Genomic DNA, 16,698 nt, shown 5'->3' on the forward strand with positions numbered 1-16,698 from the left:
TGCCCCCGATGAGGGAGTGTCAGCTGATATATCCATGGTTGACACACCGCCATCGGGAGCAAGCTCCCTCCCACAGTTTTAACCGTGTTTCAGTCTTCGAAATGGAGGGGGCAGTTGTCTGGACCCTCCAGCTTCTTCAGTTCCTCGACGACCTGCGGCCTTGCCCGCCGCAACGTCAAACTCCGCCCCAACCCGCGCAACCGCCGCGCCTCCTGGTGCAACATCTCTACCCCCGAATAGTCGATGAAGTTGATCTGCTGCGCCTCGATCACCACCCTTTCACCTTGCAGGCTCTGCAAGCGCACTTGCAGGTAATGGCTGGCGCCGAAAAAGATCGACCCGCCCACCCGCAACACATCTTCATCACCTTCACGCCATTGCTGCACCCGTGGTTGCGACGTGCGTTTGAGGTAGAAAAACAACGACGCCAACACCCCCGCGTAAATCGCCGTTTGCAACTCCAGCAGCAAGGTCGCGATACACGTCAGGCTCATCACCACAAACTCGGCGCGACTCACGCGGAACAGCGCGCGAATACCGCGACGGTCTACCAGCCCCCAACTGATCAGCAAGATACTCGCCGCCATGCTCGGGATCGGAATATGCGCAATCAGCGCTGCGCCAAACAACGCAAACAGCGCTACCCACAACGCCGAAAACACCCCGGCCAACGGCGAGCAGGCGCCCGCCTCATAGCTGAGACCGGAACGGGTAAACGAACCGGCCGACAAGTACCCGGAGAAAAAACCGCCGACGATATTGGATAAACCCTGCGCACGAACTTCCTGGTTGGCATCGAGCAACTGCTGTGAACGGGCCGACAACGAGCGGGCAATCGACAGGCTGGTCACCAACCCCAACATCCCCACTGCCACGGCGCTGGGCAGCAGGCGCAGGATCATGTCCGGGTCCATCGGCAACGGGCTGAACGGCGGCAACTTGCCGACAAACGAGCTGACCAGCGCCACATGCCCGAACATCGCCGGCCATAGCCACGCCACCAGGCTGCCCAGGGCCAGGGCGATCAGTAGCGTCGGCCAGCGTGGCACCAGATACTTGAGCAGCGCGCCCACCAGCAAGGTGCCCAGGCCCAGAGTGAGTGAGGCGTGGTCCCATTCGCCGCTGTGATCCACCAATGCCAGCAAGCTTTTGATCGCCGTGGCCTGACTCGGCAAATCCAGGCCCAGCAAGTTGGGTAATTGCCCGAGTGCGATAACGACGGCGGCACCCAGGGTGAAGCCGAGCACCACCGAATGTGAGACGAAATTCACCAGCGCGCCGAAGCGCAGCATGCCCAGCAACCACTGGAAAACCCCGGCGAGGAAGGTGAGCAGCAGGATCAGCGTGATGTAGTCCTGGGACCCTGGCACGGCCAATGGGCTGACGCTGGCGTACAGCACGATGGAGATTGCCGCCGTGGGGCCGCAGATCAAGTGCCAGGACGAACCCCACAGGCAGGCGATCAGTACCGGAATGATCGCGGCATACAGCCCGTATTCCGGTGGGAGGCCGGCGATCAGCGCGTAGGCAATCGACTGCGGCAAGGCCAGTACAGCGCCGCTGAGGCCGACGATTGCATCCCGGCCGACGCTGGCGCGGGTTTGGCGCGGTAGCCAGCTGAGGAAGGGGAACAGTGTATGGCGGTTGGGCCGGGGCATCAGGGACTCGGTTTGAAGGTTTGACTCAAGGGTATCAGTACATGTGGGACCTTGTGGGAGGGGGCTTGCCCCCGATAGCGGTGTGTCAGCCATGGATATATCAGCTGACACTCCCTCATCGGGGGCAAGCCCCCTCCCACATTTGGATTGCATCAGGTCTTAGAGTTTGGCTTTTACAGCGGGCAATGCGTCTTTGCCGTCCAGTGTTTTCACACCGTCCAGCCACTTCTCCAACACCGCCGGATTCGCCTTGATCCACGCCTTCGCCGCATCGGCATTGCTGACCTTGTTATTGGCCACCTCGGCCATGATGCTGTTCTCCATGTCCTGGGTAAAACTCAGGTTGGTCAGCAGTTTTCCTACGTTCGGGCAGGCCTGGGCGTAACCCTTGCGGGTCAAGGTATATACGCTGCCTGTATCACCGAAATATTTCTCGCCGCCCTTGAGGTAGTGCATTTTTAACTGCACGTTCATCGGGTGCGGCGTCCAGCCGAGGAAGGTGACGAACTTCTGCTTCTTCACCGCCCGTGACACTTCGGCAAGCATCGCCTGTTCGCTGGACTCGATCAGCTTCCATTGGCCGAGGTCGAAGTCGTTCTTCTTGATGATTTCCTGCAACGAGATATTCGCCGGCGCGCCGGAGCCGATGCCGTAGATCTTCTTGTTGAACTTGTCGGCAAATTTGTTCAGGTCGGCAAAGTCATGCACCCCGGCGTCCCACACGTAGTCCGGCACGGCGAGGGTGAACTCGGTGCCGTCGAGGTTTTTGGCCAGTTGCACCACATCGCCATTGGCCACGAACTTGTCGTAGAAGCCTTGCTGAGCCGGCATCCAGTTGCCGAGAAACACATCCACCTGGCCGTCCTTGAGCCCACCAAAAGTAATCGGCACCGCCAGGGTATCGACCTTGGCCTTGTAGCCCATGCCCGTCAGCAAGAAGCCGGTGATGGCATTGGTGGCGGCGATATCGCTCCAGCCCGGATCGGCCATCTTTACCGTCTCACAACTGGCGTCTGCATAAACGTTGGCGCTCCCTAACGCCAGAATTCCCAGCACCACGGTTAACTTTTGCATGGCCTTCCCTCTGTCTATTTATTGGTTTTGGCAGGGTTGCGGATAACGTGCCTTGCGCTCCAGGTCGTCGAGGTCGATATGGTTGCGCATGTATTGCTGACTGGCGTCTACCAGGGGCTGGTGATCCCAGCTCTTCAGCTTGCCTTGGGTCAGCGCCTCGAATACCAGGCGGCGACGGCGTTGGCTGGCGAGCACCTGTTGGTGGATCGCCGGGATGTCCCATTTGGCCCGCGCCTCACTTAAAAACGCCTCGAACAGTGGCCGGTGTTCCGGTGACTGGCTGAGGTTCTCCCGCTCGTGCGGGTCGTTGTGCACATCGAACAGTAAACACGGGTCGTCTTCGCTGTAGATGAATTTATAGGCGCCACGGCGAATCATCATCAGGGGGCTGATGGTGCCTTCGGCCATGTACTCGCCAAACACTTCGTCATGCCCGCCCTGCCCTTGCAAGTGCGGGACCAGCGAACGGCCATCCAGCGGCAGTTGCGGGTCCAGTTCGCCGCCGGCCAGCTCTACCAGGGTCGGCAGCAGATCCGCTGTGGACACCGCCTTGCTCACCCGCCCCGCCGCGAACTGCCCTGGCGCACTGACCAGCAGCGGCACGCGGGCGGCCATTTCAAACCAGTGCATTTTGTACCAGAGGCCGCGCTCGCCGAGCATGTCGCCGTGGTCGCCGCTGAACACGATGATCGTGTCGTCGGCCAGCCCCGTGTCTTCCAGGGTTTGCAGCAGCTTGCCGACATTGCTGTCGATGTAGCTGCATGCACCGAAGTAAGCGCGGCGCGCATCGCGGATCTTGTTGACCGGCAGCGGCTTGTCCCACAGGTCGTAGACCTTGAGCAGGCGCTGGGAGTGCGGGTCGAGATCGTGTTGCGCTGGCGTTGTAGGCAACGGGATATCGGCGTCGTCGTACAGATCCCAGAACGGCTTGGGAATGGTGTACGGGTCGTGTGGATGGGTCATCGAAACGGTGAGGCAGAACGGTTGGTCACCGTCCTCGCGAATATGGTCGAACAGGTATTGCTGGGCCTTGAACACCACCTCCTCATCGAAATCCAGCTGGTTGGTGCGCACACACGGGCCGGCTTGCAGCACCGACGACATATTGTGGTACCAGGTCGGACGCACGTCCGGCTCGTCCCAATTCACCGCCCAGCCATAGTCGGCGGGGTAGATGTCGCTGGTCAGGCGTTCTTCATAGCCGTGCAGTTGGTCGGGGCCGCAGAAATGCATCTTGCCGGACAGCGCAGTGCGGTAGCCCAGGCGACGCAGGTAGTGGGCGTAAGTCGGCACGTCGCCGGGGAAGTCGGCAGCGTTGTCGTAGGCGCCGATCTTGCTCGGCAACTGGCCACTGACCAGGGTGAAACGCGACGGTGCGCACAGCGGGCTGTTGCAATACGCGGCGTCGAACACCACGCCTTGGGCGGCGAGGCGGCTCAGGTGAGGCAATTTGATCGGCGAAGAACCGTAGAACGGAAGCAACGGCGCGGCCATTTGATCGGCCATGATGAAAAGAATGTTCTTGCGCTTCATGGGTTATCGGCATTCCATAGGCGGTGTTTATGCCAATGAGCATGCGGCCCATGGAAAATGGGGTAAAGCCCATGAAAAGCAATGTCTAGGATAAGCACCGCTTATGTATGAATCCCTTGGAGACCTGTCCCTCGACCTGCTGCGCGCGTTTGAAGCGGCTGCACGCCATCGCAGCTTTACCGCCGCCGCGATGGAGCTGGGCACCACCCAGCCAGCCATCAGCCAGCAGATCAAGCGCCTCGAAGAGCAACTGGCGATTCGCCTGTTTGACCGCATCTACCGGGGCATCGAATTGACCGACGCTGGCGCGCTGCTGTTCGAGCATGTGCAAGGCGGTTTGCAGGGCATCAATCAGGGCTTGAGCCTTATCACTCAGCAAGATCAGCATGAAGTGCTGCAAGTGGCCACCGACTTCGCCTTCGCCGCCTATTGGCTGATGCCGCGTTTGCACCGCTTCCACCAGGCCAACCCGCAGGTGGACGTGAGCCTGGTGACCAGCGAGCGCAACCACGCCACCCTGCGCAGCGATATCGATGTGGCGGTGCTGTTTGGCGACGGTCGCTTCAAGCAGGGCGACAGCCTGTGGTTGTTCAACGAGGAAGTATTCCCGGTGTGCAGCCCGCAGTGGCTCAAGGCCCAGACCACGCCGCTGACTGTACAAAATTTGCACGATTTCCCCTTGCTGCACCTGCGTCAGGAAAACAACAGCCAGTGGTTCGATTGGAGCGGCGTATTCCGTGAGTTGGGCATCAGCGTCGCGCCGACCCCCGGCCAACTGCGCTTCGATAACTACACCCTGCTGATCCAGGCGGCGATTGCCGGCCAGGGCATGGCCATCGGCTGGCGTCATCTGGTGGACACCCTGCTGGAGCAAGGCTGGCTGTGCCGGCCGGTCAGCGACACGGTGATCTCGCGCTTCGGCTATTACGTGGTGCAACCCCAACGCAAACGCCGAGGGCAGTTGGTCGAGCGTTTTGTCGACTGGCTGGTGGCCGAGCAGGCCAGCAGCGCGCAGTCGCTGACCGGGCTGGCCCTGCCGTCGATTGCGGTCTAGCATCTGGCGCATCTTGGAAGCGGAGTCCGCCATGCAACGTATCAAGGGCTACCACGCCCACATCTACTTTGACGCCAGCACGATTGAGCAGGCGCGCACCCTGTGTGAAGACGCCGCCAAACTCTTCCCCCTGCGCATGGGCCGCGTGCACGAACGGCCCGTTGGCCCGCACCCGGATTGGAGCTGCCAACTGGCGTTCGATGCCGAATACATCGGCGTGATCCTGCCGTGGCTGGTGATCCATCGCGCCGGGCTGGTGGTGTTCCTGCACCCCAATACCGGAGATGACCTGAAAGACCACACCGACTACGCCATCTGGATGGGCGCTATGCGTGAACTGAACCTGTCGGTCTTTTCTTAATAAAATCCCTAAATATGGGATTGATATTTATATATTGAGACTTTCCGCTCGGTAGGTTTATATTCGCCGCATCCGCTCAGAAACCAGGTGAAGCGATGCAGGCGCAATTGATCGCGCTCGATTGGGGGACCAGCTCCCTTCGTGCTTACAAACTCGGCCCCGCTGGCGTGGTGCTGGAACAGCGTTCGCTGGCGTCCGGCATCATGCATTTGCCCACGGAGCCCCGGGACATCGCCGGTGTGCGTTGCGCGGATGGCTTTGAGTTGGCCTTCGATGCAGCCTGTGGCGATTGGCTCGACGCCCAGCCTGATCTTCCGGTGATTGCCTGCGGCATGGTCGGCAGCGCCCAGGGCTGGAGCGAAGCGACCTACCGCAACACCCCCGTCGACGTTGCCAGCCTCGGCCAGGCATTGCACCGCGTGCGCAGCCTGCGCGGCGTCGATGTGCATATCGTGCCCGGTGTGATCGAGCAGGCCGGCCTGCCCAATGTGATGCGCGGCGAAGAAACCCAGGTGCTGGGCGTGCTGCAAGGGCTCGGCGCCAACGCATTGATTGGCCTGCCCGGCAGCCATTCCAAGTGGGTCGAGGTGGTCGATGGCCGCATCACCCACTTCGATACCTTCATGACCGGCGAGGTGTTTGCGGTGCTGAGCAAGCACAGCCTTCTTGGCCGTACCCAACAGATCTGCGAACAGTTCCAGGCCGAAGCCTTCGACCGAGGCGTGCGTGTGGCGCTGTCCCAGGACGGCCAGCGCGGCGTGTTGTCGACCCTGTTCAGCGCCCGCACCCTGGGGCTGACGGGCGAACTGACGGCGCAGCAACAACCCGATTACCTGTCCGGCCTGCTGATTGGTCACGAACTCGCCGGCCTGCCGGACCGCATCCAGCCGATCATCCTGGTCGGCGCAGCGCCCCTGTGTTCGCGCTATCAACGCGCCCTCGCCCTCTGCGGCTTCGCCCACGTCAGCCTGGCGCAGGAAGCCACCGAGCGTGGCCTGTGGCAACTGGCCGTGGCGGCCGGGCTCACTCAACCTGTACTGGAGGCCTGACATGCTCAAGCAAGCACTCGCGCAAAACGGTTTGATCGCCATCCTGCGCGGCATCCGCCCGGACGAAGCCGAGGCCGTGGGCCAGGTGCTGTATCAGGCCGGGTTCCGTGTGATCGAAGTCCCGCTCAATTCGCCGGAGCCTTACACCAGCATCCGCGCCCTGCGCGACAGCCTGCCCGCCGATTGCCTGATCGGTGCCGGCACGGTGTTGACGCCGGAACAGGTCGAGCAGGTGAAAGCGGCGGGCGGCCAAGTGATCGTCATGCCCCACAGCGATGCCAAGGTGTTGCGCGCCGCCAAAGCGGCCGGCTTGTTGTTGTCGCCTGGCGTGGCCACGCCCACTGAAGCCTTCGCCGCCCTGGCCGAAGGCGCCGACGTATTGAAGCTGTTCCCCGCCGAGCAAATGGGCCCGGCGGTGATCAAGGCGTGGCTCGCGGTACTGCCGGCGGGCACGTTGTTGCTGCCGGTGGGCGGCATTACCCCGGACAACATGCAGGTGTTTATCGACGCCGGCGCCAAAGGGTTCGGGCTGGGTTCCGGGTTGTTCAAACCGGGTATGACAGTGGATCAGGTAGCGAGCCGCGCCCAGGCTTATGTCGCCGCCTGGAAAGCCCTGAGCTGATTTCAGTTTCCGCGCCCACAGGCGCCGCATCTATAAGAGAGATAACAGATGAAAATCACCAAACTGACGACCTTTATCGTCCCGCCGCGCTGGTGCTTCCTCAAGGTCGAGACCGACCAGGGTGTGACCGGTTGGGGTGAGCCTGTTGTAGAAGGCCGCGCCCACACCGTGGCGGCAGCCGTTGAAGAACTGTCCGACTACCTGATCGGCAAAGACCCACGCAATATCGAAGACATCTGGACCGTGCTCTATCGCGGCGGCTTCTACCGCGGTGGCGCCGTGCACATGAGCGCCCTCGCCGGCATCGACCAGGCGCTGTGGGACATCAAGGGCAAGGCCCTCGGTGTGTCGGTCAGTGATCTGCTGGGTGGCCAGGTACGCGACAAGATCCGCGTGTATTCGTGGATCGGCGGCGACCGCCCTGCCGACACTGCTCGCGCGGCCAAAGAGGCCGTGGCCCGTGGCTTCACTGCGGTGAAAATGAACGGCACCGAAGAGTTGCAGTTCGTCGACAGCTTCGAAAAAGTCGACCTGGCCCTGGCCAACGTGGCTGCCGTGCGTGATGCGGTGGGCCCTAACGTCGGCATCGGCGTCGACTTCCATGGCCGGGTGCACAAGCCCATGGCCAAGGTGCTGATGAAAGAGCTGGACCCGTACAAGCTGATGTTTATCGAAGAGCCGGTGCTCAGCGAAAACTATGAGGCCTTGAAAGAGCTGGCGCCGTTGACCAGCACCCCGATTGCCCTCGGCGAGCGCCTGTTCTCACGCTGGGACTTCAAGCGCGTGCTCAGTGAAGGCTACGTCGACATCATCCAGCCGGATGCCTCCCACGCCGGCGGCATCACCGAAACCCGCAAGATCGCCAACATGGCCGAAGCCTACGACGTGGCCCTGGCCCTGCACTGCCCGCTGGGTCCGATTGCCCTGGCGGCGTGCCTGCAACTCGACGCGGTTTGCTACAACGCGTTTATCCAGGAGCAAAGCCTGGGCATCCACTACAACGAGAGCAACGACCTGCTCGACTATGTGCGTGACCCGGGCGTGTTCGACTATGACCAGGGCTTTGTGAAGATCCCCAACGGGCCAGGCCTGGGCATCGAGATCAACGAGGAATACGTGGTCGAACGCGCGGCCATCGGCCACCGCTGGCGCAACCCGATCTGGCGCCATGCCGATGGCAGCTTTGCCGAGTGGTGATTCCTGACTGAGGGAACACGGTCAAAAATGTGGGAGGGGGCTTGCCCCTGATAGCATTGTGTCAGTGACAGATGTATCAACTGACACACCCTCATCGGGGGCAAGCCCCCTCCCACATTTTGAGCCGGTTTTTTCAGTCAGCACCTTTTCAGTCCTCAATAAACATAAGAAGAGGCACCCCCTCATGCACCCTGAATCCTTCACAGGCCAGGCTTCTTTAGTCACGCCCACCCGAAAGCGTTTTTTCATCATGGTGCTGCTGTTCATCACCGTGGTCATCAACTACCTCGACCGCAGCAACCTGTCGATTGCCGCTCCGGCCCTTACCAGCGAGTTGGGCATCGACCCGGTGCACGTCGGCCTGATCTTCTCCGCCTTCGGCTGGACCTACGCCGCCATGCAAATCCCCGGTGGCTGGCTGGTGGACCGCGTGCCGCCGCGCATCCTCTACACCGCTGCGCTGCTGCTGTGGTCCATCGCTACCGTGATGCTGGGTTTTGCCGCCAGCTTTATCGCGTTGTTCGTGCTGCGCATGGCGGTGGGCGCGCTGGAAGCGCCGGCGTATCCGATCAACAGCCGCGTGGTCACCACTTGGTTTCCTGAGCGCGAGCGTGCCACGGCGATTGGTTTCTACACGTCCGGGCAGTTCGTTGGATTGGCATTCCTGACGCCGGTACTCGCCTGGCTGCAACATGCGTTCGGCTGGCACATGGTGTTTGTGGTCACCGGCGGCGTGGGCATTTTGTGGGCGGCGATCTGGTACGCGGTGTACCGCGAGCCGAAGGATTTCAAAGGCGCCAACGCGGCTGAAATCGAGCTGATCCGTGAAGGCGGCGGTCTGGTGGACATGCAGGAAAAAGCCGCCAAGGCGCCGTTCAGCTGGGTCGACCTGGGCATTGTGCTGAGCAAGCGCAAGTTGTGGGGCATCTACCTGGGCCAGTTTTGTCTGAACTCCACGCTGTGGTTTTTCCTGACGTGGTTCCCGACCTACCTGGTGAAATATCGCGGTATGGACTTCATCAAGTCTGGCCTGCTGGCGTCGTTGCCGTTCCTCGCGGCGTTTGTCGGTGTGCTGTGTTCCGGGATCTTTTCCGACTGGCTGATTCGTCGCGGCGCTTCGGTAGGCTTTGCGCGCAAGTTGCCGATCATTGGCGGGTTGCTGATTTCCACGGCGATCATCGGCGCCAACTACGTGGACTCGACGGCGTGGGTGATTGCGTTTTTGGCGGTGGCGTTCTTTGGCAATGGCCTGGCGTCGATTACCTGGTCGCTGGTCTCGACCCTGGCGCCTGCGCGGCTGTTGGGGCTGACCGGGGGCGTGTTCAACTTCATCGGTAACTTGTCGGCGATTGCCACGCCGATCGTGATCGGCTTTCTGGCCAGTGGCGATTCGTTTGCGCCGGCGATTACTTACATCGCGGTGTTGGCGTTGCTCGGGGCGCTTTCCTATGTGTTGCTGGTAGGCAAAGTCGAACGCATCGAGTTGTAACGCATTGAACTGTGGTGAGCGGGTTTCCTGTGGCGAGGGAGCTTGCTCCCGCTGGAGTGCGCAGCGCTCCCGTTTTTTTGGGGCCGCTTCGCAGCCCAGCGGGAGCAAGCTCCCTCGCCACAAAGTCATTGCACAATCGTTAGTTGAGCACGCCGTCGAGGATCTCGTAGACGATGCCGGTACCCACGGCGATCAACACCACATCCGGCCCGGACCGGCGCCATTCGTAACCCTGGTACACCGGCAGGCGTGCCAAGGCGCGGCTGTCGAGGCGTTCGCCGTAGTAACCGTGGGGCAGCGGCTGGCCGCGAACCAGGCGGATATTGCGCGGTGGCGGAGCGCCACGGGAGAACTGGTCGTGGTGATCACGGATCACCTGACGCACCGGGCCGAAGTCCTGGGGTGGGCCGCCGCGACGGTTGTCCTGCTGCGGGCCGCGATGGTCGTCACCGCGCTGCTGCTCATGCTGACCCTGCGGGCCGCCACGGCCAGGGCCGCCTTGGTCGTTCGGCGCGGCTTGCACCAGGGCGCTGGCGCCCAGGACCAGCACGCCAATACTGGCAATCACGGTTTTAGGCATTTTCATCGGGAGTTCCTCAACTGCACGTACAACAAAAAGGGATTTCGAACGAGGTTCGAAATCCCTTGGTCTTGTCAGTTTAGGTACTCAATTGCCGGTTTGATTCCTCTGTATCAGGAACTTTACCTACCGCTACACGGCGTTTACGTACGGGCGCCGCGGACACCTTCCGACAACGCTGCGCAAAGACCCAGCACACCCTCGATGGCTTGTTGATCATTTTTCGCATTGGCGATGTGATCAATCAGCGCCGAACCCACCACTACACCGTCCGCCAGGCGGGCGATGGCCGCCGCTTGTTCCGGGGTACGGATACCAAAGCCGATGCTGATCGGCAGGTCGGTATGCCGACGCAGGCGAGCCACCGCTTCTTCGACGTGCTCCAGGGTGGCGGCACCGGCGCCGGTCACGCCGGCTACCGACACGTAGTACACAAAGCCGGAGCTGCCGTTGAGCACGGTCGGCAGACGCGCGTCGTCGGTGGTCGGCGTGGTCAGGCGGATAAAGTCGATGCCAGCGGCCTGGGCCGGGTCACACAGCTCGCCGTTATGTTCTGGCGGCATGTCGACCACGATCAGGCCATCGACACCGGCCTCTTTGGCGTCGGCGATGAACTTGGGCACACCGTATTTATGGATCGGGTTGAAGTAACCCATCAACACCAGCGGCGTGTCGTTGTTGTCCTTGCGGAACTCGCGAACCATTTGCAGGGTTTTCAGCAGGTTCTGCTTGGCTTCCAACGCGCGGATGTTGGCCAATTGAATTGCCGGCCCGTCGGCCATCGGATCGGTGAAGGGCATGCCCAACTCGATCACATCGGCGCCAGCGGCGGGCAGGCCCTTGAGGATGGCGAGCGAGGTGTCATAGCCCGGGTCACCGGCGGTGACGAAGGTCACCAGGGCGGCGCGGTTTTGTTCTTTGAGTTGGTCGAAGCGGGTTTGCAGGCGGCTCATCAGTGTTTCTCCTGCTGGGAGGTTTCCATGTGGTGCATGACGGTCTGCATGTCTTTGTCGCCACGGCCGGACAGGTTAACCACCATCAGGTGATCTTTCGGCAAGGTCGGTGCGCGTTTGAACACTTCGGCGAGGGCGTGGGCGCTTTCCAGTGCAGGAATAATTCCTTCCAGGCGGCAGCATTTGTGGAAGGCATCCAGCGCTTCGTCGTCAGTCACCGAGGTGTACTGGACGCGGCCGATATCATGCAACCACGCGTGTTCCGGGCCGATGCCGGGGTAGTCCAGGCCAGCGGAGATCGAGTGGGCGTCGATGATCTGACCGTCGTCGTCCTGCAACAGGAAGGTACGGTTACCGTGCAGGACGCCGGGAACACCGCCGTTGAGGCTGGCGGCGTGCTTGCCGGTTTCGATGCCGTGGCCTGCCGCTTCAACGCCGATGATCTCGACGCTCTTGTCATCGAGGAACGGGTGGAACAGGCCCATGGCATTGGAACCGCCGCCGATGCACGCCACCAGGCTGTCCGGCAGGCGGCCTTCCTGGGCTTGCAGCTGGTCGCGGGTTTCCTTGCCGATCACGGCCTGGAAGTCGCGCACCATCGCAGGGTACGGGTGTGGACCGGCCACGGTGCCGATCAGGTAAAAGGTGCTGTCGACGTTGGTCACCCAGTCGCGCAGGGCTTCGTTCATCGCGTCTTTGAGGGTGCCGGTGCCGGCGACTACCGGGATCACTTCGGCGCCCAGCAGCTTCATGCGGAACACGTTGGCCTGCTGGCGCTCGATGTCGGTGGTGCCCATGTAGATCACGCATTGCAGGCCAAAACGCGCAGCGACGGTGGCGGTGGCCACGCCGTGCATGCCGGCGCCGGTCTCGGCGATGATGCGTTTTTTGCCCATGCGCCGTGCCAGCAGGATCTGGCCGATGCAGTTGTTGATCTTGTGCGCGCCGGTGTGGTTCAGCTCTTCGCGCTTGAGGTAGATCTTGGCGCCGCCGCAGAACTCGGTCAGGCGCTCGGCGAAATACAGCGGGCTTGGGCGTCCGACGTAATCGCGCTGGAAGTAGGCCAATTCCTCTTTGAACGCCGGATCTTCCTTGGCCGCTTCGTATTCGCGGGCCAGGTCGAGGATCAACGGCATCAGGGTTTCAGCGACGTAACGGCCGCCGAACGCGCCGAACAGGCCGTTGGCGTCTGGGCCGTTGCGTAGATCGGTCTGGGACTGAGTCATGGGACGCTCCAGGTAAGAAGGTGTGTAGGAAACAATGAGGGCCACTCTACCCCTGACGTTCTACGCTGAAAACCGATAAGATCGCCGAAACCTGTCAGGAAAACTCACAGATGAGCCGAGACCTTCCGCCCCTCAATGCCCTGCGCGCCTTTGAGGCTACGGCGCGACTGAACAGCGTCAGCCAGGCCGCTGAGCAACTGCACGTGACCCACGGTGCGGTCAGTCGTCAGCTTAAGGTGTTGGAGGAACACTTGGGTGTCAGCCTATTCGTCAAGGATGGGCGCGGCCTTAAACTCACAGATGCCGGCGTGCGCTTGCGCGATGCCAGTGCCGAGGCCTTTGAGCGACTGCGCGATGTATGCGCTGAGCTCACTCAACGCGGCGCCGATGCACCGTTTGTGCTGGGTTGCTCGGGCAGTTTGCTGGCACGCTGGTTGATCCCGCGCCTGGGCCGGTTGAACGCGGACTTGCCTGATCTGCGCCTGCACCTGTCGGCGGGCGACGGTGATCTGGACCCGCGCCGCCCTGGCCTGGATGCGTTGTTGGTGTTCGCCGAACCACCGTGGCCTGCGGACATGCAGGTGTTTGAGCTGGCCAGCGAACGCATTGGCCCGGTGATGAGCCCGCGCTTCGCCGGTTACGAGCGCCTGCGCCAGGCGCCTGCCCAGGCCTTGCGTGGCGAAGCGTTGTTGCACACCACCTCGCGCCCGCAAGCCTGGCCCAGTTGGGCGCAGCAACACGGCATCGAACCCGGCGCGTTGAAACACGGCCAGGGGTTTGAGCATTTGTATTATTTGCTGGAGGCGGCGGTGGCTGGTCTGGGCGTGGCGATTGCGCCCGAGCCGTTGGTGGCAGAGGACCTGCGTGCGGGTCGCCTGGTGGCGCCGTGGGGCTTCAGTGAAACCCCGGCGCACCTGGCGTTGTGGCTACCCAAGCGCGCCGCAGATGGGCGCGCCGGGCAACTGGCGCAGTGGCTCAAGTCTGAGCTGTTGCGCCCGCCGATTTAGTCACCGCGTTTGCACAGCAGGTAAGCCGCCAGCAGGCCCAGTGCACCGACTGCCACACCGGCTGTAGTCCATGGGTGCTCTTGTGCGTAGTCCCGGGTTGCAACACCGGTTTCGCGGATTTTGACTTTGCTTTCTTCGTAGGCATCGCTGATCAGGTGACGGGAATGCTTGAGCGCATTCTCGGCATTGCTTTTCAGGGCCTTCAAAGTCTTGCGCGACTCGTCAGACGCATCGTCCTTAAGGCTTTCCAGAGACTTGAGCAGGCTCGAAATCTCGGCTTCCATGCTTTCCAGTGACGCTTTGCGTAGAGAAGTGTTGGCCATGTGGACTCTCCTGAAGTGATTGAGTGGCGTGTGTAGATACCGACTGCGGCGGTTTCAGAAAGTGCAGTAAATCTGAACTTTCCCGTCGGACTGGCCGCCAGAAGCAGTACGAACATTGACTGCTACGCTTGATTCACGACGCTCTCGATTCACGACCCTTAGGAGAACTGCCATGAGTGATCATCACACCTACAAGAAAGTCGAACTGGTCGGCTCGTCGACCTCCAGCATCGAAGAGGCCATCAACAATGCCCTGGCTGAAGCCCATAAAAGCATCAAGCACCTGGAGTGGTTCGAGGTGGTCGATACCCGTGGTCATATCAAGGACGGCAAGGCCGCGCACTTCCAAGTGACGCTCAAGGTGGGGTTTCGAATTGCCAGTAGCTGATCGCACCGGTTGAACTTTGCCAACTGGCCGATTGCCATAACTTGCGCTACAACCAATGGGTGCCGATGCCACAAGCGTCGGCACGCTCTTTTCGATCAGCGCAAGGAACGTAACGGATGAAAAAGCTCCTTTTAGCAGTAGGTTTGTTGAGCATGGCGGGCACCGCCCTGGCCGCGGGCAAGCCTTGTGAAGAGCTGAAAAGCGAAATCGCAGCGAAAATCGACGCCAAGGGCGCATCGGGTTATTCGCTGGAAGTGGTGGATAAAGGTGCTGCGCCTAGCGACCACACCGTTGTGGGCAGCTGTGAAGGCGGCACCAAGGAAATTGCCTACAAGCGCGGCTGATCCCGTGTTGCAGACACCTGTGGCGAGGGAGCTTGCTCCCGCTGGAGTGCGCAGCGCTCCCAAGATTTTGGGGCCGCTACGCAGCCCAGCGGGAGCAAGCTCCCTCGCCACAAGTGCGTTTTTTAGCCTTTCATCAACTGCGCCAACAGCTCGTAGGAATGTATCCGGTCGGCGTGTTCATACAGGTCACAGGTGAAGATCAATTCATCGGCACCGGTTTGCTCGATCAGCACTTCCAGTTTGGCGCGGATCTTTGCCGGGCTCCCCACCATTGCCAGGCCGAGGAAGCTGCCCACGGCATCTTTTTCATGGGGCAACCACAGGCCGTCCATGGTTTTCACCGGTGGGCGTTGCACCAGGCTTTGCCCGCGCATCAGCGCGAGGATGCGCTGGTAGACCGAGGTGGCCAGGTAATCGGCTTGCTCGTCGGTGTCTGCCGCGACCAGTGGAATGCCGAGCATCACGTAGGGTTTATCCAATACCGCTGAAGGCTTGAAGTGGTTGCGGTATACGCGGATCGCTTCGTGCATCAGGCGCGGTGCGAAATGGGAGGCGAAGGCGTAGGGCAAACCGCGTTCGCCGGCCAGTTGGGCACTGAACAGGCTGGAGCCGAGCAGCCACACCGGTACGTTGGTGTCGGTGCCCGGTACGGCGATCACGCGTTGGTCGGGTGTGCGCGGGCCCAGGTAGGCCATCAGCTCTGCCACGTCTTTCGGGGAAATCGTCGGCGCTGCCGGAACGCTCACGGCGCAGGGCGCGGGCGGTCATCTGGTCGGAACCGGGTGCGCGGCCCAGGCCCAGGTCGATACGACCAGGGTAGAGGCTTTCCAGGGTGCCGAACTGTTCGGCGATCACCAAGGGCGCATGGTTGGGCAACATCACGCCCCCGGAGCCGACACGAATCGTCGACGTGCCGCCGGCCAGGTAACCCAGCAATACCGAGGTGGCCGAACTGGCGATGCCGTCCATATTGTGGTGTTCAGCCACCCAGAAACGGTTGTAGCCAAACTTTTCCACGTGCTGGGCCAGGTCCAGAGAATTGCGCAGCGACTGCGCCGGACTGCCGTTGGCACGCACGGGCACCAGGTCGAGGGTCGAGAATTTTACGTCGGACAGCGATTTCATAAGCCTGCTTCTCCAAGGGGGCCGCAGGCTTTTTAGACGAACCAAAACCTGCCGCTTCATGTGCATGGTCTATGCAATGAGGGCATATACCCGAGATTCAATAGCGAGCTTGGAAATTTCCTACTGGATCACTAGGTTTCTCCGACAAGATGAACTTTGCCAGCCCGACTATCCTCAGAACCCTTACTTACGCAAAACCGACGCAAAACCACCGTTCGAGGAGACCGCTATGAGTATCGTGAAAAAAGCATCCGCGCATTGGGAAGGCGACCTGAAGACTGGCCTGGGTTCCATCTCCACGGAAACCGGCGTACTGCGTGAAGCGCCTTACGGCTTCAAGGCCCGTTTCGAGGGTGGCAAGGGCACCAACCCGGAAGAACTGATCGGCGCGGCCCACGCTGGCTGCTTCTCCATGGCGTTTTCCATGATTTTGGGTGATGCCGGGCTCAAGGCTGACAGCATCGATACCCAGGCCGAAGTGACTCTGGACCAGGTGGACGGTGGCTTTGCGATCACTGCTGTGCACTTGGTGCTCAAGGCCAAGATCCCTGGCGCCAGCCAGGCACAGTTCGATGAGCTGAGCAAAAAGGCCAAGGAAGGGTGCCCGGTGTCCAAGGTACTGAATGCGAAAATCAGCTTGGATGCGACCCTGGTCAACTAAGCAGGTCCAGAGTGTAAGAGGACCCATGTGGGAGGGGGCTTGCCCTAATGCCAG

Annotated in this window: 17 protein-coding genes and 1 pseudogene; 10 read left to right on the forward strand and 8 right to left on the reverse strand. The window is 61.3% G+C overall.

The features are described from left to right. Positions 1–89: 89 nt before the first annotated feature. The 3 genes from DYL61_RS18555 to betC all read right to left on the reverse strand — a co-directional run bounded on the left by DYL61_RS18555 (position 90) and on the right by betC (position 4,265). Positions 90–1,658: a SulP family inorganic anion transporter gene (locus DYL61_RS18555; protein ID WP_135309516.1), complete on the reverse strand. Its 1,569-nt coding sequence runs from the start codon at positions 1,656–1,658 to the stop codon at positions 90–92. Positions 1,659–1,817: 159 nt separating this feature from the next. Further along, the gene (gene choX, locus DYL61_RS18560; RefSeq protein WP_135309517.1) at positions 1,818–2,732 is read right to left on the reverse strand and encodes a choline ABC transporter substrate-binding protein; all 915 of its coding nucleotides are present in this window, start codon (positions 2,730–2,732) and stop codon (positions 1,818–1,820) included. Between the two features lie 18 nt (positions 2,733–2,750). Continuing rightward, positions 2,751–4,265: a choline-sulfatase gene (gene betC, locus DYL61_RS18565; RefSeq protein ID WP_135309518.1), complete on the reverse strand. Its 1,515-nt coding sequence runs from the start codon at positions 4,263–4,265 to the stop codon at positions 2,751–2,753. Positions 4,266–4,368: 103 nt separating this feature from the next. Between betC and DYL61_RS18570 the strand changes: the two genes are divergently transcribed. The 6 genes from DYL61_RS18570 to DYL61_RS18595 all read left to right on the forward strand — a co-directional run bounded on the left by DYL61_RS18570 (position 4,369) and on the right by DYL61_RS18595 (position 10,037). Next, a complete protein-coding gene (locus DYL61_RS18570) occupies positions 4,369–5,319 on the forward strand; it encodes a choline sulfate utilization transcriptional regulator (RefSeq protein ID WP_135309519.1) in 951 nt (316 codons plus the stop codon). Between the two features lie 31 nt (positions 5,320–5,350). After that, the gene (locus tag DYL61_RS18575; RefSeq protein ID WP_135309520.1) at positions 5,351–5,680 is read left to right on the forward strand and encodes a DOPA 4,5-dioxygenase family protein; all 330 of its coding nucleotides are present in this window, start codon (positions 5,351–5,353) and stop codon (positions 5,678–5,680) included. 95 nt (positions 5,681–5,775) lie between these two features. Then, positions 5,776–6,729 carry a 2-dehydro-3-deoxygalactonokinase gene (locus tag DYL61_RS18580; protein WP_135309521.1) on the forward strand — a complete coding sequence of 318 codons (954 nt, stop codon included), beginning with the start codon at positions 5,776–5,778 and terminating at the stop codon, positions 6,727–6,729. 1 nt (position 6,730) lies between these two features. Then, positions 6,731–7,351, forward strand: a complete 621-nt coding sequence (locus tag DYL61_RS18585; protein ID WP_135309522.1) for a 2-dehydro-3-deoxy-6-phosphogalactonate aldolase — start codon at positions 6,731–6,733, stop codon at positions 7,349–7,351. A gap of 48 nt (positions 7,352–7,399) precedes the next feature. Beyond that, complete coding sequence (dgoD, locus tag DYL61_RS18590) at positions 7,400–8,548, forward strand: galactonate dehydratase (protein WP_003187297.1); 1,149 nt, start codon at positions 7,400–7,402, stop codon at positions 8,546–8,548. A gap of 184 nt (positions 8,549–8,732) precedes the next feature. Then, positions 8,733–10,037: an MFS transporter gene (locus tag DYL61_RS18595; protein ID WP_135309523.1), complete on the forward strand. Its 1,305-nt coding sequence runs from the start codon at positions 8,733–8,735 to the stop codon at positions 10,035–10,037. Positions 10,038–10,176: 139 nt separating this feature from the next. Here the strand turns inward: DYL61_RS18595 and DYL61_RS18600 are convergent, their stop codons facing one another. The 3 genes from DYL61_RS18600 to trpB form a co-directional block, all read right to left on the reverse strand. Then, entirely contained in the window at positions 10,177–10,623 is a 447-nt protein-coding gene (locus tag DYL61_RS18600; protein ID WP_105695824.1) for an anti-virulence regulator CigR family protein, read from the reverse strand. Between the two features lie 137 nt (positions 10,624–10,760). Continuing rightward, entirely contained in the window at positions 10,761–11,570 is an 810-nt protein-coding gene (gene trpA / locus DYL61_RS18605; RefSeq protein WP_135309524.1) for a tryptophan synthase subunit alpha, read from the reverse strand. Further along, positions 11,570–12,796: a tryptophan synthase subunit beta gene (trpB, locus tag DYL61_RS18610; protein WP_105695822.1), complete on the reverse strand. Its 1,227-nt coding sequence runs from the start codon at positions 12,794–12,796 to the stop codon at positions 11,570–11,572. Before trpB ends, trpA begins: the two co-directional genes overlap by 1 nt. 110 nt (positions 12,797–12,906) lie before the next feature. Here trpB and DYL61_RS18615 point away from each other — a divergent pair, with 110 nt between their 5' ends. Beyond that, the gene (locus tag DYL61_RS18615; protein ID WP_135309525.1) at positions 12,907–13,803 is read left to right on the forward strand and encodes a LysR family transcriptional regulator; all 897 of its coding nucleotides are present in this window, start codon (positions 12,907–12,909) and stop codon (positions 13,801–13,803) included. On the opposite strand, the gene DYL61_RS18620 is transcribed toward DYL61_RS18615, so the two are convergent. Continuing rightward, entirely contained in the window at positions 13,800–14,126 is a 327-nt protein-coding gene (locus tag DYL61_RS18620) for an ElaB/YgaM/YqjD family protein (RefSeq protein ID WP_003170746.1), read from the reverse strand. The two genes, DYL61_RS18615 and DYL61_RS18620, sit on opposite strands and share 4 nt — an antisense overlap. A 172-nt stretch (positions 14,127–14,298) precedes the next feature. On the opposite strand from DYL61_RS18620, the gene DYL61_RS18625 reads away from it, so the two are divergent. Both DYL61_RS18625 and DYL61_RS18630 read left to right on the forward strand, forming a co-directional pair. Continuing rightward, positions 14,299–14,514 (forward strand): dodecin, encoded by a 216-nt coding sequence (locus DYL61_RS18625; RefSeq protein WP_017734729.1) that lies wholly within the window; start codon positions 14,299–14,301, stop codon positions 14,512–14,514. Positions 14,515–14,630: 116 nt separating this feature from the next. Beyond that, a complete protein-coding gene (locus tag DYL61_RS18630; RefSeq protein ID WP_135309526.1) occupies positions 14,631–14,858 on the forward strand; it encodes a DUF1161 domain-containing protein in 228 nt (75 codons plus the stop codon). Positions 14,859–14,980: 122 nt separating this feature from the next. Here DYL61_RS18630 and DYL61_RS18635 read toward each other — a convergent pair. After that, positions 14,981–15,983 (reverse strand): annotated as a pseudogene (locus DYL61_RS18635) (LLM class flavin-dependent oxidoreductase). A gap of 229 nt (positions 15,984–16,212) precedes the next feature. Between DYL61_RS18635 and DYL61_RS18640 the strand changes: the two are divergent. Further along, positions 16,213–16,644, forward strand: coding sequence for an OsmC family protein (locus DYL61_RS18640; RefSeq protein ID WP_065926832.1), 432 nt, complete (start codon positions 16,213–16,215; stop codon positions 16,642–16,644). Positions 16,645–16,698 lie beyond the last annotated feature (54 nt).

This window comes from Pseudomonas nabeulensis (assembly GCF_004682045.1).
GTDB classification, from domain to species: domain Bacteria; phylum Pseudomonadota; class Gammaproteobacteria; order Pseudomonadales; family Pseudomonadaceae; genus Aquipseudomonas; species Aquipseudomonas nabeulensis.